The following is a 25,329-nucleotide window of genomic DNA, read 5'->3' on the forward strand; positions in this document are numbered from 1 at the left end:
CACCGCCCCGCGGCCCCTAGCCTGCGATGAGGGCGTTGGCCTCCGTGATGAGCTTCTGCGCGGCCTTGTCAGGCGTCATCCGGCCGGACAGGACCTCATTCGTGTACCGCGTGAGGATCGCCTCGATGGCGCTGGCGCGCTTCGGCGGGGCGGCGGGGGAGTCGGCGAGCTCGCCCTTGACCTTGTCGAGGAAGGCCAGCGTCTTCTTGTCGGTCTCCGGAAGCTTGTCCCTGACCGCCGCCAGCACCTGGGAATTGGCCGGCAGGCCGCGGTCGCTGAGGATGATCGCGCCGGCCTCCGGATCGTTGATCATGAAGTCGATGAACTTGGCCGCCGCGGCCTGGTGCTCGGACTTCGCCGAGGCGGTGTAGAACATCGCGGGCTGCAGGAACATGCCGCCCGCGGCGGCGCCCGGCGCCTTCGGCATCCGCAGCAGGTCCACCGCCTTGCCGCCGGACGCCTTGTTGATCGAGCCGAGCTGGTTGCTCCACCACATCCCCATCGCGCCGTTGCGGGTGGCGAACAGCGACCGGTCCTCGCCCTGCGTCCCGAGCTCGATGCTCTTGGCGGCGTCGGGAGAGCCCTTGGTCCTGATCAGCTTCTGGTGGATGGCCCACCACGCCTTCAGCGTCTCGGGCGAGACGCCGATCCTGTTGCCCTTGTAGAGGGACTCGCCCCGCTGAGCGGCGAAGATCTGCAGGAACGCCGGGTTGAAAGCCTGCTGCGTGCCGTAGACCTTGCCGCCGGTGCCGGCAGTGATCTTGGCCGCCAGGTCGACGTATTCGTCCCAGGTCCAGGTGGTGTCGTCGGGCAGACTCTGCCCCGCGTCCTTGATCGCCTTCGGGTCCACGACCAGGGACCAGGCGTTGACGCCGGTGGGGATGGCGAACTGCTTGCCGTCGATGGCGCCGGTGGCCAGCACCTTGGCGTCGATGTCGGCGGTGTCGACCGCGCTGGACAGGTCGGCGAGCGTGCCGCGTTCGGCGTATTCGCGCAGGCCGCGGATCTCGAGGGTGATGACGTCGGGCGTCTGGTCGCTCGCGACCCTCGTGGCCAGCGTGTCGTAGTAGGCACCGAAGCCGGAGAACTCTTCCTCGATGTCGATGTCCGGGTTCTTCGCCTCGAACCTCTTGATCGCCTCTTGCGTCATCTTCTGCCGTGCGTCACTGCCCCAGTAGGAGAAACGTAACGTGATCGCACCGTCGGCGCCTTCGCTGCCGCAGGCCGCAGTGATCACCAGCACAGTGGTGGCCAGCAACGCTGCCGTCCACGTCTTCTTGCCAGAGCCCACGGCTCTACCTCCTGGGGGGTTGAGGGGTGCAGGACCTGCTTCGCGGTCCTGGGAGGGTCACTCCACGGGTCGGTCGCTTCCGTCCGGCCAGGAAGAAGTCGAAGCCCGGCCCGAGCGCGCTGATCGGCATGGCGAGCATCCGGAGCTCACGACGACCCCCCACCGGAGTCAGAGAATCCCGCAAGGTTACCGGGGCGGTGAAGCCGCCGGAAGTTGTTGAGGGGGAGGAAGTGGCCGAAGTGGTCGCTCTGTGTCCGGATGGGGTGCGTTTGGGTGACTCCCGTGAGCCGGCGTGCTCCGGATCGAGCGCCCGCGGGCAGCCGCGACGGACGCCGCCCACTCATGCGAAAGGGTGCCACCCTGGCGAGTGACACCCTGATCGACCAGTCGGGACGACAGGATTTGAACCTGCGACCCCTTGACCCCCAGTCAAGTGCGCTACCAAGCTGCGCTACGTCCCGGTCGTGTCGGCCGCTCCCTGCGGAGCGGGACGTCATAACCTTAGCGCACATCGGAGGTGCACGCGTACACGGAGAGCTGGGGCGGAGGTGGCCGAGTGGGGCGGAAACCGACCATCGATCGGCGGGAGCTGGCCAGGTTGGTGGCCGAGGGGATGAACGTGCAGGAGCTGGCCGCGCACTTCGGGGTCAGCGAGTCCGGGGTGCTGCAGGCCAAGCGGGCCGCCGGGCTGGCCAAGCCGATGCTCGACCACAGCCGGGCCGTCCCGTGGAAGCTGGCACGCGAGCACTCCCAGTCCGGGCCCGCCACCAATCTGCGTAATCTGTCAGCGGCCGCGCAGGGGAAGCCGCCCGCGGCCGAGCGGCTGAACACGGCTCTGCGGTGGGCTCAGCGGCTCGTGGACGAGGGGCTCGACGTGCGGTACGACGCGGCCGAAGGGTTCAGCGAGATCCCCGCCGCACCGACGGGCTCACATGTCGCGGCGGTGCTGGCCGCGGCCAGGCAGGCACTGGAAGCCCGCTGAGACGGTGGGTTTCGACCCACTGTTCGAGGGCAGTCGCTGGTCTCAAGACAGAGACCGGAGGCGAACAACATGACCACCTTAATCTGGGTGGCCGTCGTCGCGGTCGTGGTGGTGGCGCTCGTCGCAGTCGGGTATCTCGTGCTGCAGCAGAGGCGCCGCGACCATCTCCGCGAACGTTTCGGCCCGGAGTACGAACGCATAGTCGCCGAGCACGACACCCGCCGCGAGGCCGAGCAGGAGCTGCTCGACCGGGAGCGCCGGCATGCGGAGCTCGACCTCCACCCCCTGACGGAAGAGTCGCGCGACACCTACGCGAACCAGTGGACCGAGGTGCAGGAGCGCTTCGTCGACGCGCCCGGCTTCGCGGTGACCGAGGCCGATCAGCTGGTCACCTCGGTCATGGCCGAACGGGGCTACCCGACGGAGAACTACGAGGAGCGGCTGTCCACCCTGTCGGTGGGGCACGCGAAGACTCTCGACCACTACCGGACGGCCCACGAGATCAGCGGGCGGGCGGCCAGGAAGGAGGCCTCCACGGAGGAGCTGCGGCAGGCCATGGTGCACTACCGCGCGCTGTTCGAGGAACTGCTGCAGGAGACCACACGAGGACGGTGAACGAGCACATGAGCACCCCCAGCACCCCCAGGAGCGGCAGCGAGGAGGAGCGCGCCCGCCGCGACGGGCTCCCTGACGAGTTCCCCGACGAGCGCTCCGGCGACCGCTTCGACGCCCGCACCGACGGGTACGCGGACGAGCGCGAGCTCGACGGCGACCGCGCGGGCGACGTCCATGCCGCAAACGATGACCGTATTGTCCTGGACAATGGCCGGGTCCCCGGCGACGTCCGGGTCGCGGGCGACGACGAGCCGGAGCGGCACAGCCCGCGCGCCGGCGACGAGTACGCCGCTGCCGTCCCTGGCGCCGTTCCCGGGGCCGTGCCCGGCGCGGTGACGCCGCCCGCGGCCGAGTACGACGACGGCGCGTACCGCGACCCCTACGCCAGGACCGGCGAGGACACGACGGCAGGACCGGAGACCGAGCCGGGCGACGTCCCGGCGCACGCCGCCCCCGACGACATCGTCCTGTTCGACCAGGACCCGGACCAGGTGCAGGCCCGCTGGCGCGACCTGCAGGCGTCGTTCGTCGACGATCCCGGCGAGGCCGTGCGGCGTGCCGACGGGCTGGTCGGCGAGGTCGTCGACGCCCTCACCAGCAGCCTCACCACCCGCACGAACGGCCTGCGCGACCGCTGGAAGGACACCGAGGCGGCCGACACCGAGCAGATGCGCCTGGCGCTGCGCGACTACAGGAACGTCCTGGAACGCCTGCTCGCCCTCTCCGGCCACCAGACCCAGCCCGAGCTCCAGACCTGGGGAAAGAGGTGATCTGACATGCTCGCGGTAGTCGCAGCGATCATCTTCGGGCTGGGATTCCTGCTCGACCTGGTCGGCGCCCGGATCCCCGGCGGGTTCTCCGGCATGACGTTCGTCCTGCTGGGCCTGACGCTGCTGGCGCTGCATCAGGCGGGCGTCGGCACGGCCGGCATCCGTACCGGCTACAGCAACTGGCGTGGCCGGGCCCGTAGGTAGACGGCACGTACGAACGGGCCCCGCCGGTCAACGGCCCCAGCCGGTGAGGCCCTGGAACGGGAGGTCGCCGAAGGCGGCGGCCTCCCGTCACTCCTTTCCGGGGAAGCGCATGATGACGGTGCTGCCGCCGTTCCCGACCCGTACGGTCAGGTCCGACGACACCAGCCGGGCCACCCACAACCCCATCCCGCCCACCGCGTCCGGTCTGGGCCCAGGCTTCCAGGCGCCCTCGTCGTGCACCTCCACGATCAGGTCGCCGCTCACCGTCCAGGTACGCATGGAGGCCCGGTCGGCCCCGTGGGTGACGGCGTTGGTGGCGACCTCGTTGACCGCGATGACGAAGTCCCCGATGGCGTCCTCGGGCATGCCGGCGTCGCGGGCCTCGTCCTCAGCGAACTGCCGGACCTGCGGCAGGTCCGGCAGTCGGAAGCGGAGCTCTTTCACGGGCGCGCCGGGCGGCGGGCTCGTGTAGCCCGACTGAGGCTCCCCGTCCTCGTTCACCCGGCGACCTTCTTCTCAGCCGACCAGCTCGGAGCGAAGCTGGTCGAGAACCTTGCGGAGGATACGTGAGACGTGCATCTGGGAGATCCCGAACTCGGCGGCGATCTCGGCCTGCGTCATGTTGCCGAAGAACCGAAGCAGCAGGATGTGCTTCTCGCGCGAGGGCAGCGCGTCGATGAGCGGCTTGACGGCCTCCCGGTCGACCATGGTGCTCAGCGTGTCGTCGTCCTCGGGGATGACGTCGCCGAGGGAGGCGGCGTCGTCGTCGGTGCCGAGCGGCGCGTCGAGCGACAGGGTGCTGTAGGCGGCGGAGGCGTCGAGGGTCAGCAGGACGTCCTCCTCGCTGATGTTCATCTTGGCGGCCAGCTCGGCCACCGTGGGCGACCTGCCGAGGTCCTGGCTGAGGTCGGCGACCAGCCGGTTGAGCTCCGAGCGGCGCTCCTGGTAGAGACGCGGCACCCGGATGGCCCAGGTGCGGTCGCGGAAGTGGCGCTTGACCTCGCCGGTCATCGTGACGACCGCGTAGCCCCTGAACGCGTGGCCGAGGGTCGGGTCGAAGCCGTTGACGGCTTTCATCAGGCCGACGTAAGCGGCCTGGAGAAGGTCCTCCAGAGGCTCGCCGCGGTAGCGGTAGCGCCGCGCGATCTCCATGGCGAGCGGCCGGTGCATCTCGACGATCCGCTCGCGCAGTCGCTCTCTGTGACTGTCGAGGGTGTCTTCCCGGACCATTTCGGCCAGGAGTTCTTCCGCGGTCATCTCCTCGAGGACGTATTCCTGTACAGCCATCGCTGCTCCTCTTATGGGTCGCAGGCGGCCTCTCCAGCAAAAAAGCCCAGGCAGAGGCACGCCTCGCTCAACTCTCGAGACGAAAGCCCGCTGCTGGACTCCGCATCAAGTGTCCCCCGTTTCGCGGGAAGTATTCCTCCCTTCTGTGGTGACAGTAAGGTTGCTCCGTGACAATGCCGGATAGCGGCGAGGGGTCCATGGCGGCCCTGAGCCTGACGTCGTCGACGGTGGACGAGATCACCGTGATCAAGGTTGACGGCGTCCTCGATGCCACGACCCGCGAGCAGTTCGCCGACTACCTGTCCCTGGCGGGGCCGGACCTGATTCTGGACCTGGCCGGGGTCACGTTCATGGACTCTCGCGCGCTCGGGCTCATCGTCCACCACTGGCAGACGAGCCTGGCGTCGGGCGCCAGGTTCGCGCTCATCGGGGTCGAATACTCCAAGTCCAAGGTGATGTGGATCACCGGACTGGCCCAGCGGCTGCCCCTGTACGACACGCTCGACGACGCGCTGGCGGCCATCGGCTGAGGACGGGGGCCAAAGAGACAGGCCAGACAGACAAGGGTCAGCGCTTCGACTTCCGCTGGTGCTCGTCGACCAGGAGCCTGGCGAGGTCGGCCACCTTGACCTGGTGGTGCTGGGAGATCTTGCGCAGCTCCTCGAACGCGGCCTCGGCGGTGCATCCGCTGGTCTGCATGATGATGCCCTTGGCCTGGTCGATCACCGACCGTCCGGCGAGGGCCTCCTGGAGCTGCGCGGCGTCGGTGCGCACCTCCTCGAACTCCCACATGTTGGCCATCGCCACCCCGACCTGCTCGGTCAGCATGTCGGCCAGCGAGTGGGCGCCCTGGGGGGAGAACGCCCCTGGGCGTACCGAATAGAGGCCGACCAGCAGCAGGGCGGGCGCCACGTCGATGGGCACGACCAGCACGGAGCGCACGCCCCAGCGGCTGGCCAGCGCGTCGTAGCGGGGCCAGCGGGGCTCGTTGAGCACGTCGGCCACGCCGGCGCGGGCGCCGCTCTGCCGGGCCTCGACGGACGGGCCCTCGCCGAGCGCGCGTTCGCCCTCGACGAGCATGATCAGCTCGCTGTGGGAGCCGGACACCAGGACCCGGTGGTCGCGCCAGTGCTCGGCCGAGGCTCCCGAACAGCCCGGTACGCCGGCGGCCAGCGCCGTGGTGAGCCCACGCAGCACGCGTTCCGTGGAGGTGTCCTCGCCCAGCCGGCCCAGTGCGGCAAGGTCGCGGGCGAGACCGGGGGTGATCATCGCAGTTGATTTCATAGCAGCAAGCCTGTACCCCATATGGCCTCCCATATCCCTTGTGACGTAGCGTCAGAGGGTGACCATGCCGGACCTCGAACAAGCGCTGGACGCGTTGGCCGGACGCGTGTCGTCGCTTCGCGAAGCGCGAACCGCCTATCCCGCCGACCTCGCGCCCACGCTCGACGCCGCCCTTGCCGAGCTCGACACCGCCGCCGAACTGCTGGCCGAGGCCCGAGAGGCGCTGCAGAAGGCGCCCAAGCGGGCGGGCGGAAAGAAGGACGGCACGCAGCGGGAGCTGAAGCTGCTGCGTCAGGTGTTCCGGGCCTTCCCGGTGCCGGTCATCGTGCTGGACGGCGGTGGCGTGGTCAGGCGGATCAACCCCGAGACCTCGCAATTGCTCGGCAGCCCCGACGGCTACCTGGTGGGCCGGTCGTTCCCGCTGCTGGTGGACGTCTCGCGGCGGGCCGCGTTCCGGTCGCACCTGACGGCGGTGCTCCAGACGGGCCAGCCGGCGGCGTTCGAGACGCGGCTGGCGCACCAGGGGCGCACGCACACCGTCCAGCTGGCGCTGACCAGGATGACCATGCCGGGCGAGCCGCAGCAGATGGTGGCGGCGGTGGCGCTGCCGACCGAGGTGCAGCTGCCCGAGCCGGGCGCGCGGCGGCCCGAGCAGTCCGACGGCGCGCTGCTGCTGGCGGCGGCCAAGCGGCAGGACCTGCTGGTCAAGATGGCCAATCTGCTGCTCGAGGAGGAGACGCTGCTGCGCCCGGTCGCGCTGCCGAGGGCGACGCGGCTGCTGGCGGCCGAGTGGGCCGACTGGGTGGTCGCGGACATGGTGCGCGGCGGGGTGCTGCGCCGCTCGGTCGTGGTGGCGCCGAAGAACCATCCGCTGGGCGATCTGGTCCGCCAGGTGGAGTCCGCGGATCCGGCGGGCAGCCAGGTCGTGATGCAGGTGCTGGAGCGCGGCTCCGGCGTGGTGCAGGAGATGCTGGACGACGACAGCCTGCTCGGGTTCTGCGCGGACGGGCCGCTGCTGACGGCGATGGGCGCGGGCTCGATGCTGAGCGTGCCGATCGGCTCCGGCGACGGCGTGCTCACGCTGGTGCGCGCGCACGACCGGCGCCCGTTCACGCTGGCCGACCTGGCCGTCATGCAGGAGGTCGGGCTGCAGCTCGGGCTGGCCGTACGGGCCCAGACCAGCTTCCAGAGCCGTTCGCGGGCGGCGGACGCGCTGTCGGCGAGCGTCGCGCCCCGCACGCTGCCCGACGTGCCCGGCTACGAGGCGGCGGCCGTCTACCATCCCGGGGCGTCGGTGGGCGCCGAGTTCTACGACGTGTTCCCGGTGTCGTCCGGGTGGGGGTTCGCGCTGGGCGGCGCCGTCGGCAAGGGCGAGGAGGCCGCGTCGGTCAGCGCGATGGTACGCGGCGGCCTGCGGGTCCTCGGCGTCTGGGAGTCCGACCCCGACCTGGTGATGCGCAAGGTCAACGAGGCCCTGGTCGCGCAGGGCACGGGCATGTTCGTGATGGCCGTGGCGGGCTTCGTGAAGGGGCGCGAGATCAGGCTGTCGTCGGCCGGGCACCATCCCGCCGCGCTGCTGCAGGCCGACGGCGCCGTGCGCTTCGCCGCGGGCGGCGGCGTGCCGCTGGGCCTGGCGCCCGAGGCGGAGACCAGCGTGGAACGGCTGACGGTGGCCGTGGGCGAGACGCTGGTGCTCTATTCGGAGGGGCTGATCTCCTCCAGGAACGACCGGGGGGAGCCGTACGGCGAGGAACGGCTGGCCGACGTGCTCGGCCGGTGCGCGGGACAGTCGCCGTCCACCGTGGTCAAGGCGCTGGAGGCCGACCGGCACGCCTTCTCGGGCGGCCAGGTGTGGGACGAGATTGTGATCCTCGCGCTACGTGGGGTCTGACCTGCAAAGTCAGAGATGTCTGATTTTTGGGGGTTTGCGATCGAGTCAAAACTGGGTATGGTCGGAAGCGTAGACATGTGCCTAAGACGCAGGCGCACCTTCCAGTCTTTCTTCGCTGAGGTGTGCCATGAATATCGCGATCGTAGCTTCCGCTGAGAGCAACCGGCGTGACCGCATCCTTTCCGTCGCCCGTGAGCTCGGCCGCGAACACCACGTCACCGTCTACTCCCGTCGTGACAGCATTGAGGGCAAGCCCAAGACGCGGGTGGCCCCGGGGGTCACGTTGGAGCAGATCGACGTGGGCCCGGCCCAGGAGTTGTCGGCCGACGGCGTCGTTCCCTACCTGAACGACGTCGGCGAGCACCTGATGCGGCGATGGAGCCAGGAGCGGCCCGATGTGATCCACGCGCATTCGTGGACCGGTGGGCTGGTGGCGGTGGCGGGTGCCAACGGGCTGGGGGTGCCGGTCACGCAGACTTTCCACACGGTCGACGCCTCGCACAAGGAGCTGGAGCTGGCCCTCGGCCGCCGGGCCAACGCGGTCATCGCGGGCTCCGGGGACGAGGAGTCGGCGCTGATCCGGCTGGGCGTGCCGCGCAACCACATCGCCGTCGTCCCGTACGGCGTCGACACCGAGCGCTTCCAGCGCCGCGGCGCGGTGGCCACGAAGGGCACGCGCAAGCGGCTCCTGCACGTCGGCCCGCTGACGGTGGATCGCGGCGCGGACACCGTCGTGCGGGCGCTGCCGGGGCTCGGCGACGTCGAGCTGGTCATCGCGGGCGGGCCCGAGCCCGAGGACCTCGACACCGACCAGGACGCCTGCCGGCTGCGCGCGCTGGCCGAGCAGCTCGACGTCGCCGCCCAGGTGACGCTGCTGGGTCAGGTCAAGCGGTCCGCCGTGCCGAAGCTCATGCGCAGCGCGGACGCCGTGGTGTCGGTGCCGCGCGAGGCCGTGACCGGCATCGTCGCGCTGGAGGCGATGGCCTGCGGCGTACCGGTGATCGCCTCGGCCGTCGGCGCCCACCTGGACTCCGTCATCGACGGCGTCACCGGGCTGCTGGTTCCCCCGGACCGGCCGGCGCGCACCGCGCGGCTGGCCCGCGAGCTGCTGTGGGACCCGACCCTGCGGACCGCGCTGGGCTACGCCGGCGCCGACCGGGCGCGCTCGCGCTACTCCTGGGAGCGGGTGAGCCAGGAACTGGTAAGGGTGTACGAGGCGGCCTGCGCCTGAACCACCGAAACCCCGGCAGGCGGCAGCAGCCGCCTGCCGGCACCATGAGGTGGTCAGTGTCCGCAGAGCCGGGCGGCCTTGAGCCCCAGGTGCACGGCCAGGCGGTCGTCGCCGTCCGAGAGATCCCGGTGGGTGAGACGCTCGGCCTTGCCCAGCCGGTAGTAGAGCGTCTGGCGGTGGATGCCGAGCTCCGCGGCCGTCTTCTGGGCGTGGCCGCCGTGGTCGAGGTAGGCCTCCACGGTCTCGGCCAGCTCGCCGTCCAGGACCGCGGTCTCGGCCGCCAGCTCGCGCAGGTCCGCCTGGCCGAGCCTGGCCAGCAGGCGGTGCACGCCCAGGTCCTCCCAGCGGGCGACGGGCGCGTACCGGGGGAAGTGCTCGGCCACGCGCAGGGCGTGGCGGGCCTCGCGCCAGCTCAGCCAGGCGTCGGCCGGGTCCGCCCGGGGCGCGCCGATGCCGGCGGCGGTGCCATACGCGCTCTGCAGGGTCTGCGCCACCTCGCCCGCGAGGTGGGCGGGGGCGAGCAGGGCGACGGGGGAGCCGGGGCGGGCCAGGACGCCGCGCGGCAGCGTCCAGAGGGCGGCGAGGCGCTCGGCCGACTCGCGTACGGCGATCGCCGCGACGGGGCCCGGCACCTCGATGGCCGCGCCCGCCCGCTCGGACGGGTCGGCCGAGAAGAGGGCGAGCAGGCCGCGGCCGAGGTCCTGCCGGCTCCTGGCCTCCTGGGCGAGGGCGGCGGCGGCCCTGGCCACCAGCGGCGCGACGGATTCGAGCGCCGCGAGCGAGCCCGAGTCGAGCAGCCACAGATAGCCGTAGGTGACCTCGCCGTGGCGCAGCGGCCAGCACACCCTGGCCAGGACGCCGAGCTCGGCGTCGGCGGGGATCCGGACCGGGCCCGGGGCCTTGGCGATGCCGTAGCGCTCGAAGTAGTCGCGCACCTCCCCGGTGGCGCGCCGGCGCAGGATCGACTCCTGGCGGACCGTGTCGATGTCGCCGTGCTGCGCCCCGTACGCCAGCAGCCGGAACGAGCGGTCCTCCAGCGTCGCGGACGCCCCCAGCCGGGCGGCGATCTCGTCGACGATCTCTTGCAGGTCTGCCGTGTTGTGCATTTGTATGACAGCCTGCCACATCGGCCGTTACGCACGTCGATGGCCCCCGCTGAGCTGCGTTTTTAGACTTGAGGCATGCTGGGTCAAGTGCTCCTCGCCGCGTCCGGGAGCGGCGTCGTACGTCGTGCCGTGTCGGCCTTCCCGCTCACCAGGAAGGTGGTCGATCGGTTCGTCGCGGGCGAGAGCGTCCAGGAGGCCCGCGACGCCATCGAGCGCCTGCGCGACATGAAACTCGCCGTCACCGTCGACCACCTCGGCGAGGAGACGCGCGACGCGCGGGCCGCCGAGGCCACCGCGAACGCCTACCTCACGCTGCTCGACGCCGTCAGGCCGCTCGACCTCGGCGCCCGGGGCGAGGTGTCGGTCAAGCTGTCGGCCGTGGGGCAGCGGCTCGACGACGCGATGGCGCTGGAGCACGCCCGCGAGATCTGCGCCGCGGCGGCGCGCAACGGCTCGACCGTCACGCTCGACATGGAGGACCACACCACCGTCGACTCGACGCTGACCATCCTGCGCAAGCTGCGCGAGGACTATCCGTCGACCGGGGTGGCGATCCAGGCGTACCTGTTCCGCAGCGAGGCCGACTGCCGCGACCTGGCCGCCGAGGGCTCCCGGGTGCGCCTGGTCAAGGGCGCCTACCGCGAGCCCGCCTCCGTCGCGCACCAGGGGCGCGGCGCCGTGGACAAGGCGTACGTGCGATGCCTGCGCATCCTCATGGCGGGGAAGGGTTACCCCATGGTGGCGACGCACGACGATCGCATGATCGCGATCACGGAGGTGCTCGCCGACCGGTTCGGGCGGACGATCGGCGACCACGAGTTCCAGATGCTCTACGGAATCCGGACCGACCTGCAGGAGTCCCTGGCCGGGGCCGGCCACACGGTCCGTGTCTACGTCCCCTACGGCGACGACTGGTACGGCTACTTCATGCGCCGCCTCGCGGAGCGCCCCGCCAACGTCGCCTTCTTCCTTCGCGCCCTTGGGGGTAAGTAATGGATGCCATCAGCAACGTTCCCGTGCCGGCCAACGAGCGCGTCTACGGCTACGCGCCGGGCAGCGCCGAGCGGTCGGCGCTGGAGGACCGCATCAAGGAGCTGGCCGGGTCGTCGATCGACCTGACCATGACCATCGACGGCGAGCAGCGCCTCGGCGGTGGCGCCCCCATCGACGTGGTGCAACCGCACAACCACGCCGCCGTCCTGGGCCGTACCAACGACGCTACGGCCCGGGACGTGCAGGACGCGGTGGACGCGGCGCTGCGGGCGGCGCCCGCGTGGCGGGCCCTGTCGTTCGACGAGCGGGCGGCGATCTTCCTCAAGGCCGCCGACCTGCTGTCCGGGCCGTGGCGGGCCACGCTCAACGCGGCGACCGTGCTGGGCCAGTCGAAGTCGGCGCAGCAGGCGGAGATCGACTCGGCCTGCGAGCTGATCGACTTCCTGCGCTTCAACGTGGCCTACGCCCGCCAGCTCTACGCCGACCAGCCGATCTCGTCGCCCGGCGTGTGGAACCGGATGGAGTACCGGCCGCTCGAAGGCTTCGTGCTGGCGATCACGCCGTTCAACTTCACCGCCATCGCCGGAAATTTGCCGACTTCTGCGGCTTTGATGGGGAATGTCGTCGTCTGGAAGCCGTCGCCGACCCAGCAGTTCGCCGCGCACTTCACGATGCGGCTGCTGGAGGCGGCCGGGCTGCCTCCCGGCGTGATCAACATGGTCACCGGCAACGGCCAGGCCGTCTCCGAGGTGGCGCTCGGGCACCCGGCCCTGGCCGGGATCCACTTCACCGGCTCCACGGCGACGTTCCAGCACCTGTGGAGCACCGTCGGCCGGAACATCGCCGCCTACCACGGCTACCCGCGCCTCGTCGGCGAGACCGGCGGCAAGGACTTCGTGCTCGCCCACCCGTCCGCCGACCCGGCCGTGCTCTCGACGGCGCTGGTCAGGGGCGCCTTCGAGTACCAGGGGCAGAAGTGCTCGGCGGCCTCGCGGGCGTACGTGCCGCGCTCGGTCTGGAACCGGATGCGCGACGACTTCGTGGCCACCGCCGAGTCGCTGACCGTGGGCGACGTGTCGGGCGACCTGTCGACGTTCATGGGCGGGGTCATCGACGCCCGGGCCTTCGCCAAGCACAAGGAGGCCATCGACCGGGCGCGGGCGGCCGCGAACATCGACGTCCTCACCGGCTCGTACGACGACAGCGTCGGCTACTTCGTCAAGCCGACCATCCTGGAGTCGGCCGACCCCACTGACGAGATCTTCGTCAAGGAGTACTTCGGGCCGATCCTGGGCGTGCACGTCTACGAGGACCGCGACTTCGACGCGGTGCTCGACCAGATGGAGGGCATCGCCCCGTACGCGCTGACCGGCTCGATCATCGCCCAGGACCGCTACGCCATCGCGTCGGCGTCCGACCGGCTGCGCTTCGCGGCGGGCAACTTCTACGTCAACGACAAGCCGACGGGCGCGGTCGTGGGCCAGCAGCCGTTCGGCGGCGCCCGCGCCTCGGGCACCAACGACAAGGCGGGCTCGATCTTCAACCTGATCCGCTGGGTGAACGCCCGCACGATCAAGGAGACGTTCGTCCCGCCCACCGACCATCGTTATCCGCACATGGGCTGATTTTTCAGCCCATCCGGCCCATGAGCCCCCCGGTCCTGCCCCGGGGGGCTCATGGCGTAATGTGCAATGTTTGTGTCGTTGACGCCTTGACAGCCCCGCCACCAGCATGAAGACATGCAGCGACGGGTTGTGATGGTCGTCTTCCCCGGCTTCCAGCTGCTCGACCTGGCCGGGCCGTCCGACGTGTTCGCGACGGCGGCGCTGCTGGCGCCCGAGGACGGCTACCAGGTCGAGGTGGCCGCCGTGCGGGCCGGTCCCGTGCCCTCCGGCAACGGGATCGCCGTCACGGCCCGCGCCCTCGGCGAGGTCACCGGGCCCGTCGACACGCTCATGGTCGTGGGCGGGATGTCGGTCCCCGGGCAGCTCGGCGACCGGGAGCTCGTCGAGGCCGTCGCCCGGCTGGCCGCGGGCGCGCGGCGGGTCGCGTCCGTGTGCAACGGGGCGTTCCTGCTGGCCGAGGCCGGGCTGCTGGACCACCGGCGGGCCACCACGCACTGGCTGTCCGCCGGCGAGCTGGCCGCCCGCTACGAGTGCGTCGAGGTGGACGCCGACCCCCTCTACATCGAGGACGGCGACGTCTGGACCTCGGCGGGCGTCCTGTCCGGCGTGGACCTCGCGCTCGCGCTGGTGGCCAGGGACCACGGCCACGCGCTCGCCCGCGACGTCGCCCGCGGCCTCGTGGTGTACCTGCACAGGCCGGGCGGGCAGAGCCAGTTCAGCACCCCGATGCGGGCCATGACGCCGCGCAGCGAGCCGCTCAGGGAGTTGCAGGCCTACATCGACGCCAACCCCGCCGCCGACCTGAGCGTGCCCGCGCTCGCCGCCCGGGTGGGGATGAGCGAGCGCCACTTCTCCCGCGTCTTCACCGGGCAGACCGGCCTGTCGCCCGGCCGGTACGTCGAGCGCAGCCGTGCCGAGGCCGCCAGGCGGCTCCTGGAGGTCACCGCCCACCCGCTGGACCGGGTGGCCAGGGAGTCGGGGCTCAGCACGCCGGAGACCCTCTACCGCGTCTTCCGCCGCCACTGGCGGATCTCACCCGGCGACCACCGTCGCGGGTTCCGATCGAAGGAGAAGTAAACGATGCACGTGGCGATCCCGCTCTATCCCCGCTTCACCGCGCTCGACGCGGTCGGGCCGTACACGGTGCTGGCCTTCGCGCCCGGCTGGACGGTCACGTTCGTCGCGGCCGAGCCCGGGCCGGTCACCGACGACCAGGGCACGCTCACCCTCACCGCCACGGCTTCCTACGAGGACCTGCCCCGCCCCGACGTGATCGTGGTCCCGGGCGGCCCGGGGACGTTCGACGCCATGTCCGACGAGGCGCTGCTCGGCTGGCTGCGGCAGGCCCACGAGCACAGCCGGTGGACGACCTCCGTGTGCAGCGGGTCGTTCGTCCTGGCGGCGGCGGGGCTGCTGGAGGGGCTGAGGGCGACCAGCCACTGGGCCCTGCTCGACATGCTGCCGCAGTACGGGGCCGAGCCGGTGAGCGAGCGCGTCGTGACCCAGGGCGGGATCGTGACCGCGGCGGGGGTGTCGGCGGGGATCGACATGGCGCTGACCCTGCTGGCCCAGGCCACCGACGAGATCACCGCGCAGTCGGTGCAGCTCGTGATCGAGTACGACCCGCACCCGCCGTTCGACGCGGGGTCGCCGAAGACGGCGCCGGAGGGCCTGACCGAGCTGGCGCTCAAACTCATCGGCTGACCCCCTCCGGGGCCCGGCCGCCCCCGCCCCGCCCCAGCGCCCTCGCTCTGAGGGCCCGGCCGCCCCCGCCCCGCCGCCCCGCTCCAGCGCCCTCGCTCTGAGGGCAGGCCGCCCCGCTCCGGCGGCACCGCTCTGGGACGCACCGCTCTGGGGGCCCGGCCGCCCACGCCGCCCCCGGCTGCTCCGGCCGTGGGCGGCCCTAAGGCGTGCCCTCCTCTGCCGGCCCCTGACCGGCCCCCACCGGCAGCACGTCGAAGTGGATGATCACGCGCCCCATCGACGGATCGCGATCGCGTGAGTCCGGCGACTCGACCTCCCTGCGGTCCGACAGCGCGCGATACCGCTCCAGCACCTCGAACACCTCGTCCCGCAGCGCCGCGCTCTCCTCGGGCGTGAGCCGCAGCGAGCGCCGCCCGTAGCCGCTCGCGCGCACCCACTCCTCGGGCGCCCGCGCCTCCTCCTCGCGCCACCGGGCCAGCTCCGCGCCGCGCTGGCGCACCATGTCGTCCAGCAGGAACTCCATCGCGCCGGCCGCCTCGGGATCGGAGGGCGGTTCCCCGTAGGAGAACCCGCCGGGCGTGATGCGCCAGTACTTCTCCTTGCCGCGCCCCATCCCCGGCACGACCTCGATCATGCCGTGCCCGGCCAGCTCCCTCAGGTGGTAGCTCGTGGCGCCGGTGTTCTGCCCGAGCAGGGCGGCGAGCTTGGTGGCCGTGGAGGGGCCGTGCTCGTCCAGCAGCTCGTAGATCCGCAGGCGCAGCGGGTGGGCGAAGGACTTCAGGGCCCTCGCGTCGAGCGTGCGGGCGGAATAGCTCTTGCTCTGCATCGCTATGCAAGCCTATCTTTGCAAAGAAAACTATGCACACTTTCCCTTACACACTATCGGAGTGAGCCGTGGGGCGTTCGTTCGGATTTCTGTGGTCCTCCACCGCGCTGTCGAACCTGGCCGACGGCGTGCTGAAGGTCGGGGCGCCGCTGCTGGCCGTGTCGATGACGCGTTCGCCCACGCTGGTGTCGCTGGCGGGGGCGGCCGCGACGGTGCCGTGGCTGCTCCTCGCGCTGCACGCGGGGGCTCTCGCCGACCGGCTCGACCGCCGCCGCATCATGGTCGTGGCCAACCTCGCCCGGGCCGCGGTCCTCTCCCTCGCCGGGCTCGCGGCCCTGCTCGGCCTGCTCGACCTGTGGGTGCTGCTGGCGGCCGTGCTCGTGGCCGGGGTGGCCGAGGTCTTCGCCGACGTCTCGGCGCAGTCGATCCTGCCGATGACCGTGCCCCAGGCCGACCTGACCAGGGCGAACGGCCGCGTCTCCACCGCCCAGATGATCGGCAACGACTTCGTCGGGGCGCCGCTGGCGGGCCTGCTCGTCGTGACGCTCCCCGCCGTCGTCTTCGGCGCCCCGGCCCTCCTGTACGGCGCCGCGGGCCTGCTGTTGCTGGGCATGCGCGGCACGTACCGGATGGACACCCCGCGAGCGCAGGGCCGGCGGCCGCTGCGGCGGGACATCGGTGAGGCGCTGCGGTACCTGTGGTCCCATCGGGTGCTGCGGAGCCTGGCCGTCACGGCCGGGCTGCTCAACCTCGCCAACGCCGCCTACTTCGCCGTCTTCGTGCTGTGGGCCGTCGGCGACGGGTCGCGGATAGGGCTGGAGCCGGGCGAGTACGGCCTGATGACGACCGCGTTCGCCGTCGGGGCGCTGCCGGGGTCGCTGCTGTCGGGGTGGGCCGCGGGGCGCTTCGGGGAGTTCCGCGCGCTCGTGGGGTGCTGGCTGGCGACCAGCCTCCTGCTCATCGTGCCGGTGGCCGTGCCGTCCCCGTGGACGCTCTACCCGACGGCCGTGCTGTGGGGCGTGGCGGGCGCGGCGGGCAACGTCCTGGTGATCTCGGCCCGGCAGCGGCTGATCCCGGCCGAATTGCTCGGGAGGGTCAATTCGGCATACCGCCTCGTCGGCATGGGCGGGATGCCGCTCGGGGCGGCTCTGGGAGGCGTTGTGGCCGAGTTTGCGGGGCTTGGTGCCGTCCTCGTGGGCGCCACTGGAGTATGTTTGGGGGGTGTCGGACTGGTGTGGCGCGCGTTGTCTGATCGAATTTCTAGGCCGTTGACCAGCGCACCCGCACTTTCCGACATATCAGGATCACGTTAGGCACCCTACGGCCTGTGCTGAAGTGACATGATTATCCCCGAGCAAGAGGGGATGGTATGCGGGAGATCGGCGGACGGTACCTCCTGAACGAGGAGGCCGGTCGTGGGGGTATGGGAGTCGTCTGGCGTGCGTTCGATCAGCTCCTCCACCGTACGGTGGCGCTGAAGGAGCTGACCTTGGCCGGTGAGGCCGAGATGGTGCGCCGCCGGGTGCTGCGTGAGGCCAGGATGGCTGCCGGCCTGACGCACCCTAACATCGTCACGGTCCACGACCTGATCGAAGAGGGCGGCAAGCTCTGGATCGTGATGGAATACCTGGACGGGCTCTCGTTGCACCAGCTGCTCTCCCAGGTGGGCACCTTACCGGCCCAGTCGGTCGCCGCGATCGGGCAGCACCTGCTCGCCGCGCTGCGCACCGCCCACCAGGCCGGAGTGCTGCATCGCGACGTGAAGCCCGCCAACGTGATGCTGACCGGTGACCGGGTGGTGCTGACCGACTTCGGCATAGCGACCGCCGAGGGCGACATCCGGATGACCAGGTCGCGGCGGTTACGGGGCACGCCGGCGTTCATGGCGCCCGAGCGGCTGCACGGGGGGCCGGCCAGCAAGGAGGCCGACATGTGGTCCTTCGGCGCCACCCTCTACAGCGCCGTCGAGGGCCAGCCGCCCTACCCGGGCCAGGACGCGGCCACGGTGCTCGGCATGGCCCGCAGCGGCCCGTACCCACCGCCCCGGCGGGCCGGGGTGATGCGGCCGCTCATCGAGGGCCTGCTCCACCACGACCCGGTACGGCGCTACACGCCGGAGCAGACGGCCGGCCTGCTGGCCGGCATGCGCGCCAGCGCCTACCAGGCCGCCATCTGATCACCGCCGGCCGCCGGGTCGCTCGCCCGGCGGATGTTGTTTGACCTCCGCCGTCCCGGATGCCACCACCTGGGCGTGCTCAGGCCGACCGCGCACGGCCTGCCCGCACCGGCCCGGAGCACCCGCACCACAGGGCGAAGGCGATTCCTGCCCGAGCGCGGGGGCCTGCCGGCCCGGTTCGGCAACGCTCGATGATCTCGCACTTCTGATGTGCGCTAAGGTAATGACGTCCCGCCCCGCAGGGGGCGGCCGGCACGATCGGGACGTAGCGCAGCTTGGTAGCGCACTTGACTGGGGGTCAAGGGGTCGCAGGTTCAAATCCTGTCGTCCCGACCAGATTTCAGCTGGTCGACAAGGGTGTCACTCGAAAGAGTGGCACCCTTACGCATTGATGAGTGACTACCGGGCGAAGATCGTGTCCATCGCTGCAGCTCCTTGCAGGAGTACGGGACGGATCTGCTTCCGGTAGACGGTTTCGGTGGCCGCTGTCCCGGTGCGGCCGACCAGGCGGGCGATGTCCTCCAGCGGAACCCCGGAGTCGGAGAGCAGCGACACGAAGCTGTGTCGCATCTCTCGGGGCGTCCAGTAGTACACGGACATCGGGACCGGGCATGCGGCCTTGGAGGCCGGTCCCGGCCCGCGCCGATCGACGGGCGACCTGAGCTTAGGTCAGGACGTGAGATCGGCAGTTGCCGAAGACGGGGGAGGAACGGGGCAGGAGTTCCGGATTGCTTCTGGCAGGCGTGGTGACGCCGTCCTTCCAGATCTCAAGCCACCACGCCCGTCTCTAGCGGGCCCTTCCAAACAGCAACGCCGTCCAGATCGCCCAAACCTCGCTGATCGGCAAGGGCGATGTCTCATGCACCTCGTGCCTCCCGTCGAGCTGGATGGTTCGCCGTAGGAGTGCCCGCCCGCCGCCCTCGCACAGTTCGTACACCGTGGCCCTGCAGTGGCAGGTCCAGGCCACCGTGCGCGTCCGCTCCAGCGCGGGGTACGGTTGCCGCCAGTCCAGCCGGGTGTGATCGCGCTGCGCCATGGCTACATGCGGGCTCAGGCACCTATTCGCAAGGGTCACGACGCGCTGTCCGCGACCACCTCAGATGACGGGGTCTTCCTCAGATGTGCGTACCGGAAGGCGACCCGCCGAGCCGCCCGAGCAGGGTCTATCGCCGGATGCCAGGCGTAGGTGAAGCGCCGACGGTGCTGATCCCAGCCGGTACGCCACCAGTAGCGATCGTCTTTGCACCACACGACCAGGCCCACCCAGACCGACACCAGCGCCAGCCCGTAGCCGTCGTGGACATCGGCCGCGATGCCGTACTGCTTCAGCGCCTTGCGGAGTTCTTCGGCGACGTCGAGCGGGGTCATCGACACGACATCCAATGTCCTGTCCTGACGGCCCGCTGTGACGCTGTTCGCGGGGATCGGAGCGCCTCTAGAGTTGTCCATGGGTCGCACCTCCAGTGTGCGATCAAGGAACCCGTACGGCGTGTCAGCGCCTGCGGGTTCCGCCTTTTCACGGTCCTCTCATGACATCTCCCGGTAGCCCCGCACCGACAGTGCGAGTAAGGGAGACTGGGGGAGACAGGCGGACCCCAAGTCCCCCGAGGTGCACACAATGGATAGCGTTCCGGTCTGGGCGATACGGTTGCGCGCCGAAAGGCGTGGCAAGTTGTGGACACAGCGAGACATGGCCAAGCACCTTGCCGACGCGGCCGACCCACGCACCAGGGCTCGTCTGCCCGAGCGGGAATCCCTGATCCGTATGATCAAGGATTGGGAGGCCGGCAGGCATCAGCCCAAGGACCCCTATCGATTGCTCTACTGCCGGGTGTTCGGTATGAGGGAAGCCGAGTTGTTCGCCGATGCCGCAGAAGCCTCGGTGCAGGACAACGCTTGCTTCGAAGGCGAGATCGAGGCGTTGGAGCTGGGCCGCCGGGTTGCCGCCAGCGATGTGGGTAACGAGACGCTTGACCGGCTGGAACTGGCCGTCGATGACCTTGCGATGGCCTACCAGGGAACACCGCCGGCCGAGTTGCTGAAACGAGCACGCGAGCACCTGTCTTACGTTTCACATCTGATCAACGCGAAGAAGACACTCGTCGAGCACCGCCGCCTGCTCACAGCCGGTGGCTGGCTGTCCTTGCTGGCTTCCACCTGCTATATCGACCTCCGCCAGTTCAATGCCGCCGCAACATGGCTTCGGACATCCGCCCAGTTGGCAAAGCATGCTGAGCATCCCGAGATCGCGGCATGGTGCCTGGAGACGGAGGCCTGGCAGGCGATCACCACCGGCGACTACCGCCGAGCCTTGACCCTGACTCAGGGGGCGCAGGTGATCGCGCCACGTGGAAGTTCCGCCTACATCCAGGCGACCGCACAGGAAGGCCGGGTATGGGCACGGCTCGGATCCGGCCCGGAGACCCGTGATGCGCTGAACCGCGTCGCCCGGCTGGTCTCGTCGTTGTCGATGCCCGAGCATCCCGAGCATCACTACCGATACGACCCCTCCAAGAGCGACGCATACGTCGCGACCACACTGTCATGGCTGGGAGATCCGGCCGCCGAGTCATACGCCCGGCAGGTGCTCGCGCGTATGGAGTCAGCCGCCGATGAACTGTTTCGCCCACGCAGGGCGGTATCTGCGCGTCTTGACCTGGCGCTGGCCCTGCTGGCGGCCGATCAGCCCGACGAGGCCGGTCGGCTTGCCCTCATGACCATGACCAGCGGCGTGCTGGTGCCGTCCAACTATTGGAGGGCACACGAGGTGATCAGCGCCATCGAAACGCTCCGCATGCCGGAAGCCACAGAACTGCGCGAGGCGTATCGAGAACTGAGCGGTCCCGAGTAGAGGGCTCGGGGCGCGTCCATGCAGAAACGAAGGTGCGCGGACGAGCGGCCTTCTGAGTGAATCGGGTTCGGTGGGTACCAGGCCCTGGGCCAGTACTTCCGCATCTGCGGGCCGATATGGAATGATCCTTCTCTGCATTAATCATGTCGAAGGATCACGTATGTCCATCAGGGCGATCGCGTTCATCGCCTTCCTCTTTATTGGTGCCGGTGTGCTTGCTGGTGTGATGCCCCTTACCGAAGGTGGCTTGGAGTGCGGTTCGGCGTTCATCTCGCCGTCCAATTCTGCCGGTCAAGACCATGTGAACGAGTGCGAGGATGTTCGCAATCTCGTTCAGATCCCAACAACGATTTTGCTGGCCGTCGGCGGTGTGTTGCTACTCGCGGCCTTCTTCTTGGATGTGCGTCTGACTGTGGAGAGACATCGAAGAGAAGAGCAGCAAAGCGCAGCGCCCGGGATTCGTGACGAAGATATCGGCCAGCCGTCGGGTGACTAGCTGAGTGACAATCGTCAGCGACAAGCGTGGACGTCACTGGATCGCCCTAGACAGTGTTGCCAGGTCGAACCCGCTACAGGTCATGATCGGGGCCCTGTAGGGAGTGACCGGGGGTCAAGGGGTCGCAGGTTTCAAATCCTGTCGTCCGACCAGATTTCCGCTGGTCGATAAGGGTGTCACCTGTTGGATTGACACCCTTTCGCATGGGTGGGTGCCTAACGGGCGAAGAGGGTATCCGGATCTGCTTGCGGGAGACGGCCGCGCCGCTGTGGCAGGCGAGGGGGCATGGCTCTCGGACCGATTCAGCGGGGCCGGTAGTAGTCGAGAGCGATCTTCGCGGCGTAGTTGCCGTCGTCGGTCTCGATCACCTTGATCACGGCGATCTCCCCGGTCTTGCGGGAGCGCAGGCAGAAGAGCGTCCTCGGGGGAACCTGCCGGAAGCGCACGCCGTACGACGGGGCGGGGGATGCGTGCGCCGCGCACCGGTCGGGGGTCAGGGACGGTTCCGGGGAGATGTAGACGTCGGTGTCGTCGGGAAGCTCAAAGGCGCCGTGGCCGTCCCCTCCGCTGTTGGTGCTTATCGACCAGGGACCGTCCCCCTCGGTGACCACGCCGGTCTGGAGATCGAAGTAGAAGTTGTAGTCCGGCAGCGGCAGCCGCCGGTCGAGGTAGACGGGGTCGTAGGCCGAGGTCGGCGACGGAGTGGAGCTCGAAGGAGGGACGACCTGGCGCTTCGCCTGCGACGACCACGGCGATGTCACGGCGAGGGTGACGGCGAGCGTGACGGCGGCGGCGAGCGCGGCGACCAGGGCGACGAGGAGCGGGCGGCCTCCGGCGACCCGGCCCGTGGCCGTACTCGCTGCGGCGGTTCTTCCCGTCGCCGTGCCACCCGGGGGTGTGGGCTCGCCGGGTCCATCGGTGGCGTCCCGTGGCTCGTCCGGTTCGGCGATCAGGTCGGGGCGGGCGCGCTGGAGCGTGACATGCAGCATGGTCCAGCGTTGCCGCCACTCCTCGACCTCTCCACCGCAGGCCGCCACGAAAGCGAGGGTGACGTCCAGGGTCGGCAGGGTGTGCCCGGCCGCGGCCCGAGAAAGCACCGAGGGGGAGTAGTTCGCCTTCCGGGCGAGCTCGCGATAGGTCGGGGCCCCGGGTGCGGTGACCCGCAGTTCGCGAAGCTCGAGGGCGAACTCCCGGAGGGGCCCGTCCGGGACCGGTGTCTCCCGCCTGCCCATCGCCACCTCGATCGCGCGGTCGAAGCTCGCCCGTCCGTGACTCGCAGTATCCGATCTTTGCTGAGATCGGTCAAAGCCCGGATCGCCGTTGCACTCGGCCCCGCGTCCAGCTCATGCGGAGTCTCCGGCCTGCGATGTTCGGTTGTTTCCAATGGTTCGGAGTTGTTGTGCGAATGCCGGGACAGCTTCCCTCGCGGTGGGCGAACAGTGACAGTCGAGGTCGGCACGTCGTACCTGTCTCCTGGAGGAAGCAGCATGAATCGATCCTTCGCCGCCGCAGCGTTGGCCTGCGGCCTCCTTCTCATCGCTCCTGCGGCGTACGCGCAGGACGGGCCCGGCCGGGGGGAAAGGGGCAAGTCGACCGTTGATGCGGTCAGGGGATGCTCGGGCGCCGGCTGTGACGGAGCGGATCCCGTGGAGCTGCACTGCAGCGGTGACGCCCAGACCGTCTACCACTACTCCACCAGCCTGGGCCGGCTGGAGCTGCGCCACAGCCCGGGGTGCGGCGCCTCCTGGGCGCGGATAACCGGGGCGGAGGAAGGAACGTGGTTCTACGTGCAGACCTGCAACGGACGGTACGCGCAGTCCTACCGGGTCCCGCGCGGCTACAGCAACGCCTACACCGACATGGTGCCCGACTATTCGGGGATACGGGTGGGCAACCTCGCCGGTCACAGCCCCTGCCGGGGACCGGAGGACTCGGTGCGTGGGTGAATCACCCGAGAACGGATCGCGCGGAGCGGGACGCCGTGTTCCCTCGCCCAGGTCTCGGCAGCCGTCAGCGGCGGCCGTCCGGGATGGTGATGAGTCCGCCTTCGTAGGCGGCGATGACGAGCTGCGCTCGATCCCGGGCGTGGAGTTTGGCCAGAAGACGGCCGATGTGGGTTTTGACCGTGCCGACGGTGAGATGAAGGTGCTGCGCGATCTCGGAGTTGGACATCCCCTTGCCGATGAGGGTGAGCACCTCGCGCTCGCGTTGAGTGATGTCGTCGAGGTCGCGCAGGACCGGGGCGGAGTGGGGGCCGCGCAGGAAATCGGCGATGAGCCGGCGGGTCACGGTGGGCGCGAGCAGCGCTTCGCCGGAGGCGACGACCCGGATGGCGGCCAGGAGCTCGCTCGCCGTCGCGCTCTTGACGAGGAATCCACTGGCGCCGGCCCTGAGCGAGGCGTACACGTATTCGTCCAGGTCGAACGTGGTGAGGATCAGCACACGGACGCTGGCGCTGTCCGGGTCGGCGCAGATGCGCCGGGTCGCCTCGATGCCGTCCATGTCGGGCATGCGCACGTCCATGAGGACGACGTCGGGTCGGCGCCGGCGGGCCAGGAGCACGGCTTCGGCGCCGGTGCCGGTCTCGCCCACGGTGGCCAGCCCCGGGGTGGTGTCGATGAGGACCTTGAGGCTGTCGCGTACCAGGACCTGGTCCTCGGCCAGCAAGACCGTGATGGGAGGGGGCGCATCGGGTGCGGCGGCGTCGGCGGTCATGTCAGGGTGCCGTTAGGGTCGTAGGGCAGGCGGGCCGTCACCTGAAAGCCTCCTTCGGGCCGGCGCCCGGCGCTGAACGTGCCTCCGTACATCCTGGCTCGCTCGCGCATGCCGATCAGGCCGTGTCCGCCGTGGCCCGCTCGCGGCGGCCGGCCGTGGCGGGGGCCGTCATCGATGACCTCGATCAGGGCTTCCCGTCCGTCGATCTCCACGGTGACGGAGCAGCGGGTGGGCGCCGCGTGGGTGATGACGTTGGTCAGAGCCTGTTGCACGATCCGGTAGACCGACATCGCGACCGCGGGCGGCAGCACGGCCTCCTCGCGGACGGTCAGATCCACCTCCACCCCGGCCGCGCGGGCATGGGCGGCCAGCTCGGGCAGGTCCGCCATGCCGGGGACGGGCAGGGGAGGCTGCTGGGGATCGCCGTCGGAGCGCAGGAGGCCGAGCACGCGGTGGATCTCGGTGAGCGTGCTCCGGCTGGTCTGCTCGATGACGTCCAGGGCGGCGCGCACCTCGTGCGGGCGGGCGTCGGCGACATGGTTCGCGACGGTGGCCTTGACGGCGATCACGCTCATGCTGTGGCCGATGACGTCATGCAGTTCGCGGGCGATCCGCCGGCGTTCGTCGGCCACGGCCGCCTCGGCGAGGTGGCGGACGAGGCGGGCGGTCGTGTCCCGCTTCCAGCGGACGACCGTCCCGACGGCCCATCCGGCCGTCAGCAGCACGCAGACCGCGCCGATCTCGACCGGCCAGTACGGCGGCATCTCGCTGGGCGCCGCCGCGGGCGGGAGGCCAGGGAACACCTGCTCGTAGAAGATCAGGATGGCGGCCACCGCGCCGACCACGCACACCGCCCAGCCGCCTGACGACCACACGACCGAGGCGGTGGAGGCCACCAGGTACAGCACGAGCACGGTCGGCAGGAACGACACCCAGATCGCGCCCGCCGCGACGGCGCCGGCCACGGTCGCCGCCACCGCCGTGGCGCACGCGAGCCCCAGCATGGCCCGTGGCCGGCGGCGCCGGACGGCGATCGGAAAGCTCATGGCCGCCGCCACCGGCCAGGCCGACCAGGCGGGCCACCACGACGACGGGCCCGGCGGATCGACGATGGCGTAGCCGACGGTCAGCGCCACGATGACCGCCAGCACAGCGTCGGCGACGCCGCTTCCACCGAGCCGCGAAGCGCGAACCATGACGAGAAGGTATCGCCTTCCCGATCAACCGGCATCTGACCACGGTTGGACATCCGCTTCCGTCCCGAGTCGTACCACCGGCTCGC

The 25,329-nt window shown here is 70.3% G+C and carries 27 protein-coding genes and 2 tRNA genes; 17 read left to right on the plus strand and 12 right to left on the minus strand.

The window, feature by feature from the left end; translation table 11 throughout:
• Nucleotides 1–16 precede the first annotated feature (16 nt).
• Entirely contained in the window at nucleotides 17–1,291 is a 1,275-nt protein-coding gene (locus H4W80_RS55505; RefSeq protein ID WP_192792398.1) for an ABC transporter substrate-binding protein, read from the minus strand.
• A 387-nt stretch (nucleotides 1,292–1,678) separates the two neighbouring features.
• A tRNA-Pro gene (locus H4W80_RS55510) sits at nucleotides 1,679–1,752 on the minus strand.
• Between the two features lie 95 nt (nucleotides 1,753–1,847).
• Between H4W80_RS55510 and H4W80_RS55515 the strand changes: the two genes are divergently transcribed.
• From H4W80_RS55515 to H4W80_RS55530, 4 genes are all read left to right on the plus strand, one after another.
• Complete coding sequence (locus tag H4W80_RS55515) at nucleotides 1,848–2,273, plus strand: hypothetical protein (RefSeq protein ID WP_192792399.1); 426 nt, start codon at nucleotides 1,848–1,850, stop codon at nucleotides 2,271–2,273.
• A gap of 69 nt (nucleotides 2,274–2,342) precedes the next feature.
• The gene (locus H4W80_RS55520; protein WP_192792400.1) at nucleotides 2,343–2,888 is read left to right on the plus strand and encodes a hypothetical protein; all 546 of its coding nucleotides are present in this window, start codon (nucleotides 2,343–2,345) and stop codon (nucleotides 2,886–2,888) included.
• An 8-nt stretch (nucleotides 2,889–2,896) separates the two neighbouring features.
• Nucleotides 2,897–3,658 (plus strand): hypothetical protein, encoded by a 762-nt coding sequence (locus H4W80_RS55525; RefSeq protein WP_192792401.1) that lies wholly within the window; start codon nucleotides 2,897–2,899, stop codon nucleotides 3,656–3,658.
• A 6-nt stretch (nucleotides 3,659–3,664) separates the two neighbouring features.
• On the plus strand, nucleotides 3,665–3,862 hold the full coding sequence (locus H4W80_RS55530; protein ID WP_185073178.1) for a hypothetical protein: 198 nt from the start codon (nucleotides 3,665–3,667) through the stop codon (nucleotides 3,860–3,862).
• An 87-nt stretch (nucleotides 3,863–3,949) separates the two neighbouring features.
• Here the strand turns inward: H4W80_RS55530 and H4W80_RS55535 are convergent, their stop codons facing one another.
• Complete coding sequence (locus H4W80_RS55535) at nucleotides 3,950–4,363, minus strand: ATP-binding protein (protein WP_192792402.1); 414 nt, start codon at nucleotides 4,361–4,363, stop codon at nucleotides 3,950–3,952.
• A gap of 15 nt (nucleotides 4,364–4,378) precedes the next feature.
• The gene (locus H4W80_RS55540; protein WP_185073180.1) at nucleotides 4,379–5,149 is read right to left on the minus strand and encodes a SigB/SigF/SigG family RNA polymerase sigma factor; all 771 of its coding nucleotides are present in this window, start codon (nucleotides 5,147–5,149) and stop codon (nucleotides 4,379–4,381) included.
• Between the two features lie 173 nt (nucleotides 5,150–5,322).
• Here H4W80_RS55540 and H4W80_RS55545 point away from each other — a divergent pair, with 173 nt between their 5' ends.
• Nucleotides 5,323–5,679, plus strand: a complete 357-nt coding sequence (locus H4W80_RS55545; protein WP_192794344.1) for an STAS domain-containing protein — start codon at nucleotides 5,323–5,325, stop codon at nucleotides 5,677–5,679.
• A gap of 37 nt (nucleotides 5,680–5,716) precedes the next feature.
• Here the strand turns inward: H4W80_RS55545 and H4W80_RS55550 are convergent, their stop codons facing one another.
• Nucleotides 5,717–6,433, minus strand: a complete 717-nt coding sequence (locus H4W80_RS55550) for a GAF and ANTAR domain-containing protein (RefSeq protein ID WP_192792403.1) — start codon at nucleotides 6,431–6,433, stop codon at nucleotides 5,717–5,719.
• Nucleotides 6,434–6,497: 64 nt separating this feature from the next.
• Between H4W80_RS55550 and H4W80_RS55555 the strand changes: the two genes are divergently transcribed.
• Entirely contained in the window at nucleotides 6,498–8,324 is a 1,827-nt protein-coding gene (locus H4W80_RS55555) for a SpoIIE family protein phosphatase (RefSeq protein WP_192794345.1), read from the plus strand.
• Between the two features lie 127 nt (nucleotides 8,325–8,451).
• On the plus strand, nucleotides 8,452–9,555 hold the full coding sequence (locus H4W80_RS55560; RefSeq protein WP_192792404.1) for a glycosyltransferase: 1,104 nt from the start codon (nucleotides 8,452–8,454) through the stop codon (nucleotides 9,553–9,555).
• 53 nt (nucleotides 9,556–9,608) lie between these two features.
• Here H4W80_RS55560 and H4W80_RS63220 read toward each other — a convergent pair whose 3' ends face one another.
• Nucleotides 9,609–10,661 (minus strand): PucR family transcriptional regulator, encoded by a 1,053-nt coding sequence (locus H4W80_RS63220; RefSeq protein WP_192792405.1) that lies wholly within the window; start codon nucleotides 10,659–10,661, stop codon nucleotides 9,609–9,611.
• 75 nt (nucleotides 10,662–10,736) lie between these two features.
• Between H4W80_RS63220 and H4W80_RS55570 the strand changes: the two genes are divergently transcribed.
• The 4 genes from H4W80_RS55570 to H4W80_RS55585 all read left to right on the plus strand — a co-directional run bounded on the left by H4W80_RS55570 (nucleotide 10,737) and on the right by H4W80_RS55585 (nucleotide 14,983).
• Nucleotides 10,737–11,654, plus strand: a complete 918-nt coding sequence (locus H4W80_RS55570) for a proline dehydrogenase family protein (protein WP_192792406.1) — start codon at nucleotides 10,737–10,739, stop codon at nucleotides 11,652–11,654.
• A complete protein-coding gene (gene pruA, locus H4W80_RS55575) occupies nucleotides 11,654–13,279 on the plus strand; it encodes an L-glutamate gamma-semialdehyde dehydrogenase (RefSeq protein ID WP_192792407.1) in 1,626 nt (541 codons plus the stop codon). Before H4W80_RS55570 ends, pruA begins: the two co-directional genes overlap by 1 nt.
• Before the next feature lie 114 nt (nucleotides 13,280–13,393).
• Nucleotides 13,394–14,356 carry a GlxA family transcriptional regulator gene (locus H4W80_RS55580; protein WP_192792408.1) on the plus strand — a complete coding sequence of 321 codons (963 nt, stop codon included), beginning with the start codon at nucleotides 13,394–13,396 and terminating at the stop codon, nucleotides 14,354–14,356.
• A gap of 3 nt (nucleotides 14,357–14,359) precedes the next feature.
• Nucleotides 14,360–14,983 (plus strand): DJ-1/PfpI family protein, encoded by a 624-nt coding sequence (locus H4W80_RS55585; protein ID WP_192792409.1) that lies wholly within the window; start codon nucleotides 14,360–14,362, stop codon nucleotides 14,981–14,983.
• A gap of 199 nt (nucleotides 14,984–15,182) precedes the next feature.
• On the opposite strand, the gene H4W80_RS55590 is transcribed toward H4W80_RS55585, so the two are convergent.
• The gene (locus H4W80_RS55590) at nucleotides 15,183–15,809 is read right to left on the minus strand and encodes an ArsR/SmtB family transcription factor (protein WP_192792410.1); all 627 of its coding nucleotides are present in this window, start codon (nucleotides 15,807–15,809) and stop codon (nucleotides 15,183–15,185) included.
• Nucleotides 15,810–15,877: 68 nt separating this feature from the next.
• On the opposite strand from H4W80_RS55590, the gene H4W80_RS55595 reads away from it, so the two are divergent.
• The 3 genes from H4W80_RS55595 (at nucleotide 15,878) to H4W80_RS55605 (ending at nucleotide 18,321) form a co-directional block, all read left to right on the plus strand.
• Nucleotides 15,878–17,122: an MFS transporter gene (locus H4W80_RS55595; RefSeq protein WP_318787535.1), complete on the plus strand. Its 1,245-nt coding sequence runs from the start codon at nucleotides 15,878–15,880 to the stop codon at nucleotides 17,120–17,122.
• Nucleotides 17,123–17,178: 56 nt separating this feature from the next.
• Nucleotides 17,179–17,985 carry a serine/threonine-protein kinase gene (locus H4W80_RS55600; RefSeq protein ID WP_192792411.1) on the plus strand — a complete coding sequence of 269 codons (807 nt, stop codon included), beginning with the start codon at nucleotides 17,179–17,181 and terminating at the stop codon, nucleotides 17,983–17,985.
• A gap of 259 nt (nucleotides 17,986–18,244) precedes the next feature.
• Nucleotides 18,245–18,321, plus strand: a tRNA-Pro gene (locus tag H4W80_RS55605).
• 63 nt (nucleotides 18,322–18,384) lie between these two features.
• Here H4W80_RS55605 and H4W80_RS55610 read toward each other — a convergent pair.
• Both H4W80_RS55610 and H4W80_RS55615 read right to left on the minus strand, forming a co-directional pair.
• Nucleotides 18,385–18,555 (minus strand): site-specific integrase, encoded by a 171-nt coding sequence (locus tag H4W80_RS55610; RefSeq protein WP_225964218.1) that lies wholly within the window; start codon nucleotides 18,553–18,555, stop codon nucleotides 18,385–18,387.
• Nucleotides 18,556–19,056: 501 nt separating this feature from the next.
• Nucleotides 19,057–19,434: a hypothetical protein gene (locus H4W80_RS55615; RefSeq protein ID WP_192792412.1), complete on the minus strand. Its 378-nt coding sequence runs from the start codon at nucleotides 19,432–19,434 to the stop codon at nucleotides 19,057–19,059.
• A gap of 241 nt (nucleotides 19,435–19,675) precedes the next feature.
• Here H4W80_RS55615 and H4W80_RS55620 point away from each other — a divergent pair, with 241 nt between their 5' ends.
• Together H4W80_RS55620 and H4W80_RS55625 are read left to right on the plus strand one after the other, a co-directional pair.
• On the plus strand, nucleotides 19,676–20,836 hold the full coding sequence (locus H4W80_RS55620; RefSeq protein ID WP_225964219.1) for an NsdA family TPR-like regulatory protein: 1,161 nt from the start codon (nucleotides 19,676–19,678) through the stop codon (nucleotides 20,834–20,836).
• A 160-nt stretch (nucleotides 20,837–20,996) separates the two neighbouring features.
• Complete coding sequence (locus H4W80_RS55625) at nucleotides 20,997–21,332, plus strand: hypothetical protein (protein WP_192792414.1); 336 nt, start codon at nucleotides 20,997–20,999, stop codon at nucleotides 21,330–21,332.
• A 302-nt stretch (nucleotides 21,333–21,634) separates the two neighbouring features.
• On the opposite strand, the gene H4W80_RS55630 is transcribed toward H4W80_RS55625, so the two are convergent.
• Nucleotides 21,635–22,564 (minus strand): helix-turn-helix domain-containing protein, encoded by a 930-nt coding sequence (locus tag H4W80_RS55630; protein ID WP_192792415.1) that lies wholly within the window; start codon nucleotides 22,562–22,564, stop codon nucleotides 21,635–21,637.
• 255 nt (nucleotides 22,565–22,819) lie between these two features.
• Between H4W80_RS55630 and H4W80_RS55635 the strand changes: the two genes are divergently transcribed.
• Nucleotides 22,820–23,278: a DUF2690 domain-containing protein gene (locus H4W80_RS55635; protein ID WP_225964220.1), complete on the plus strand. Its 459-nt coding sequence runs from the start codon at nucleotides 22,820–22,822 to the stop codon at nucleotides 23,276–23,278.
• Between the two features lie 64 nt (nucleotides 23,279–23,342).
• Here the strand turns inward: H4W80_RS55635 and H4W80_RS55640 are convergent, their stop codons facing one another.
• Both H4W80_RS55640 and H4W80_RS55645 read right to left on the minus strand, forming a co-directional pair.
• Entirely contained in the window at nucleotides 23,343–24,047 is a 705-nt protein-coding gene (locus tag H4W80_RS55640) for a response regulator (protein WP_192792417.1), read from the minus strand.
• Nucleotides 24,044–25,243 carry a sensor histidine kinase gene (locus tag H4W80_RS55645; RefSeq protein ID WP_192792418.1) on the minus strand — a complete coding sequence of 400 codons (1,200 nt, stop codon included), beginning with the start codon at nucleotides 25,241–25,243 and terminating at the stop codon, nucleotides 24,044–24,046. The genes H4W80_RS55640 and H4W80_RS55645 overlap by 4 nt, the downstream gene beginning before the upstream one ends.
• Nucleotides 25,244–25,329 lie beyond the last annotated feature (86 nt).

The sequence above is a fragment of the Nonomuraea angiospora genome, assembly GCF_014873145.1.
GTDB classification, from domain to species: Bacteria; Actinomycetota; Actinomycetes; order Streptosporangiales; family Streptosporangiaceae; genus Nonomuraea; species Nonomuraea angiospora.

Excerpts from the sequence above, each read along its gene's own strand:
- H4W80_RS55520 (WP_192792400.1), top strand. The coding sequence starts at position 2,343 with ATGACCACCTTAATCTGGGTGGCCGTCGTCGCGGTCGTGGTGGTGGCG.
- H4W80_RS55525 (WP_192792401.1), top strand. The coding sequence starts at position 2,897 with ATGAGCACCCCCAGCACCCCCAGGAGCGGCAGCGAGGAGGAGCGCGCC.
- H4W80_RS55530 (WP_185073178.1), top strand. The coding sequence starts at position 3,665 with ATGCTCGCGGTAGTCGCAGCGATCATCTTCGGGCTGGGATTCCTGCTC.
- H4W80_RS55540 (WP_185073180.1), bottom strand. The coding sequence starts at position 5,149 with ATGGCTGTACAGGAATACGTCCTCGAGGAGATGACCGCGGAAGAACTC.
- H4W80_RS55545 (WP_192794344.1), top strand. The coding sequence starts at position 5,323 with ATGCCGGATAGCGGCGAGGGGTCCATGGCGGCCCTGAGCCTGACGTCG.
- H4W80_RS55550 (WP_192792403.1), bottom strand. The coding sequence starts at position 6,433 with ATGAAATCAACTGCGATGATCACCCCCGGTCTCGCCCGCGACCTTGCC.
- H4W80_RS55555 (WP_192794345.1), top strand. The coding sequence starts at position 6,498 with ATGCCGGACCTCGAACAAGCGCTGGACGCGTTGGCCGGACGCGTGTCG.
- H4W80_RS55560 (WP_192792404.1), top strand. The coding sequence starts at position 8,452 with ATGAATATCGCGATCGTAGCTTCCGCTGAGAGCAACCGGCGTGACCGC.
- H4W80_RS63220 (WP_192792405.1), bottom strand. The coding sequence starts at position 10,661 with ATGCACAACACGGCAGACCTGCAAGAGATCGTCGACGAGATCGCCGCC.
- H4W80_RS55570 (WP_192792406.1), top strand. The coding sequence starts at position 10,737 with ATGCTGGGTCAAGTGCTCCTCGCCGCGTCCGGGAGCGGCGTCGTACGT.
- pruA (WP_192792407.1), top strand. The coding sequence starts at position 11,654 with ATGGATGCCATCAGCAACGTTCCCGTGCCGGCCAACGAGCGCGTCTAC.
- H4W80_RS55580 (WP_192792408.1), top strand. The coding sequence starts at position 13,394 with ATGCAGCGACGGGTTGTGATGGTCGTCTTCCCCGGCTTCCAGCTGCTC.
- H4W80_RS55585 (WP_192792409.1), top strand. The coding sequence starts at position 14,360 with ATGCACGTGGCGATCCCGCTCTATCCCCGCTTCACCGCGCTCGACGCG.
- H4W80_RS55590 (WP_192792410.1), bottom strand. The coding sequence starts at position 15,809 with ATGCAGAGCAAGAGCTATTCCGCCCGCACGCTCGACGCGAGGGCCCTG.
- H4W80_RS55600 (WP_192792411.1), top strand. The coding sequence starts at position 17,179 with ATGCGGGAGATCGGCGGACGGTACCTCCTGAACGAGGAGGCCGGTCGT.
- H4W80_RS55610 (WP_225964218.1), bottom strand. The coding sequence starts at position 18,555 with ATGCGACACAGCTTCGTGTCGCTGCTCTCCGACTCCGGGGTTCCGCTG.
- H4W80_RS55615 (WP_192792412.1), bottom strand. The coding sequence starts at position 19,434 with ATGGACAACTCTAGAGGCGCTCCGATCCCCGCGAACAGCGTCACAGCG.
- H4W80_RS55620 (WP_225964219.1), top strand. The coding sequence starts at position 19,676 with ATGGCCAAGCACCTTGCCGACGCGGCCGACCCACGCACCAGGGCTCGT.
- H4W80_RS55625 (WP_192792414.1), top strand. The coding sequence starts at position 20,997 with ATGTCCATCAGGGCGATCGCGTTCATCGCCTTCCTCTTTATTGGTGCC.
- H4W80_RS55630 (WP_192792415.1), bottom strand. The coding sequence starts at position 22,564 with ATGGGCAGGCGGGAGACACCGGTCCCGGACGGGCCCCTCCGGGAGTTC.
- H4W80_RS55635 (WP_225964220.1), top strand. The coding sequence starts at position 22,820 with ATGAATCGATCCTTCGCCGCCGCAGCGTTGGCCTGCGGCCTCCTTCTC.
- H4W80_RS55640 (WP_192792417.1), bottom strand. The coding sequence starts at position 24,047 with ATGACCGCCGACGCCGCCGCACCCGATGCGCCCCCTCCCATCACGGTC.
- H4W80_RS55645 (WP_192792418.1), bottom strand. The coding sequence starts at position 25,243 with ATGGTTCGCGCTTCGCGGCTCGGTGGAAGCGGCGTCGCCGACGCTGTG.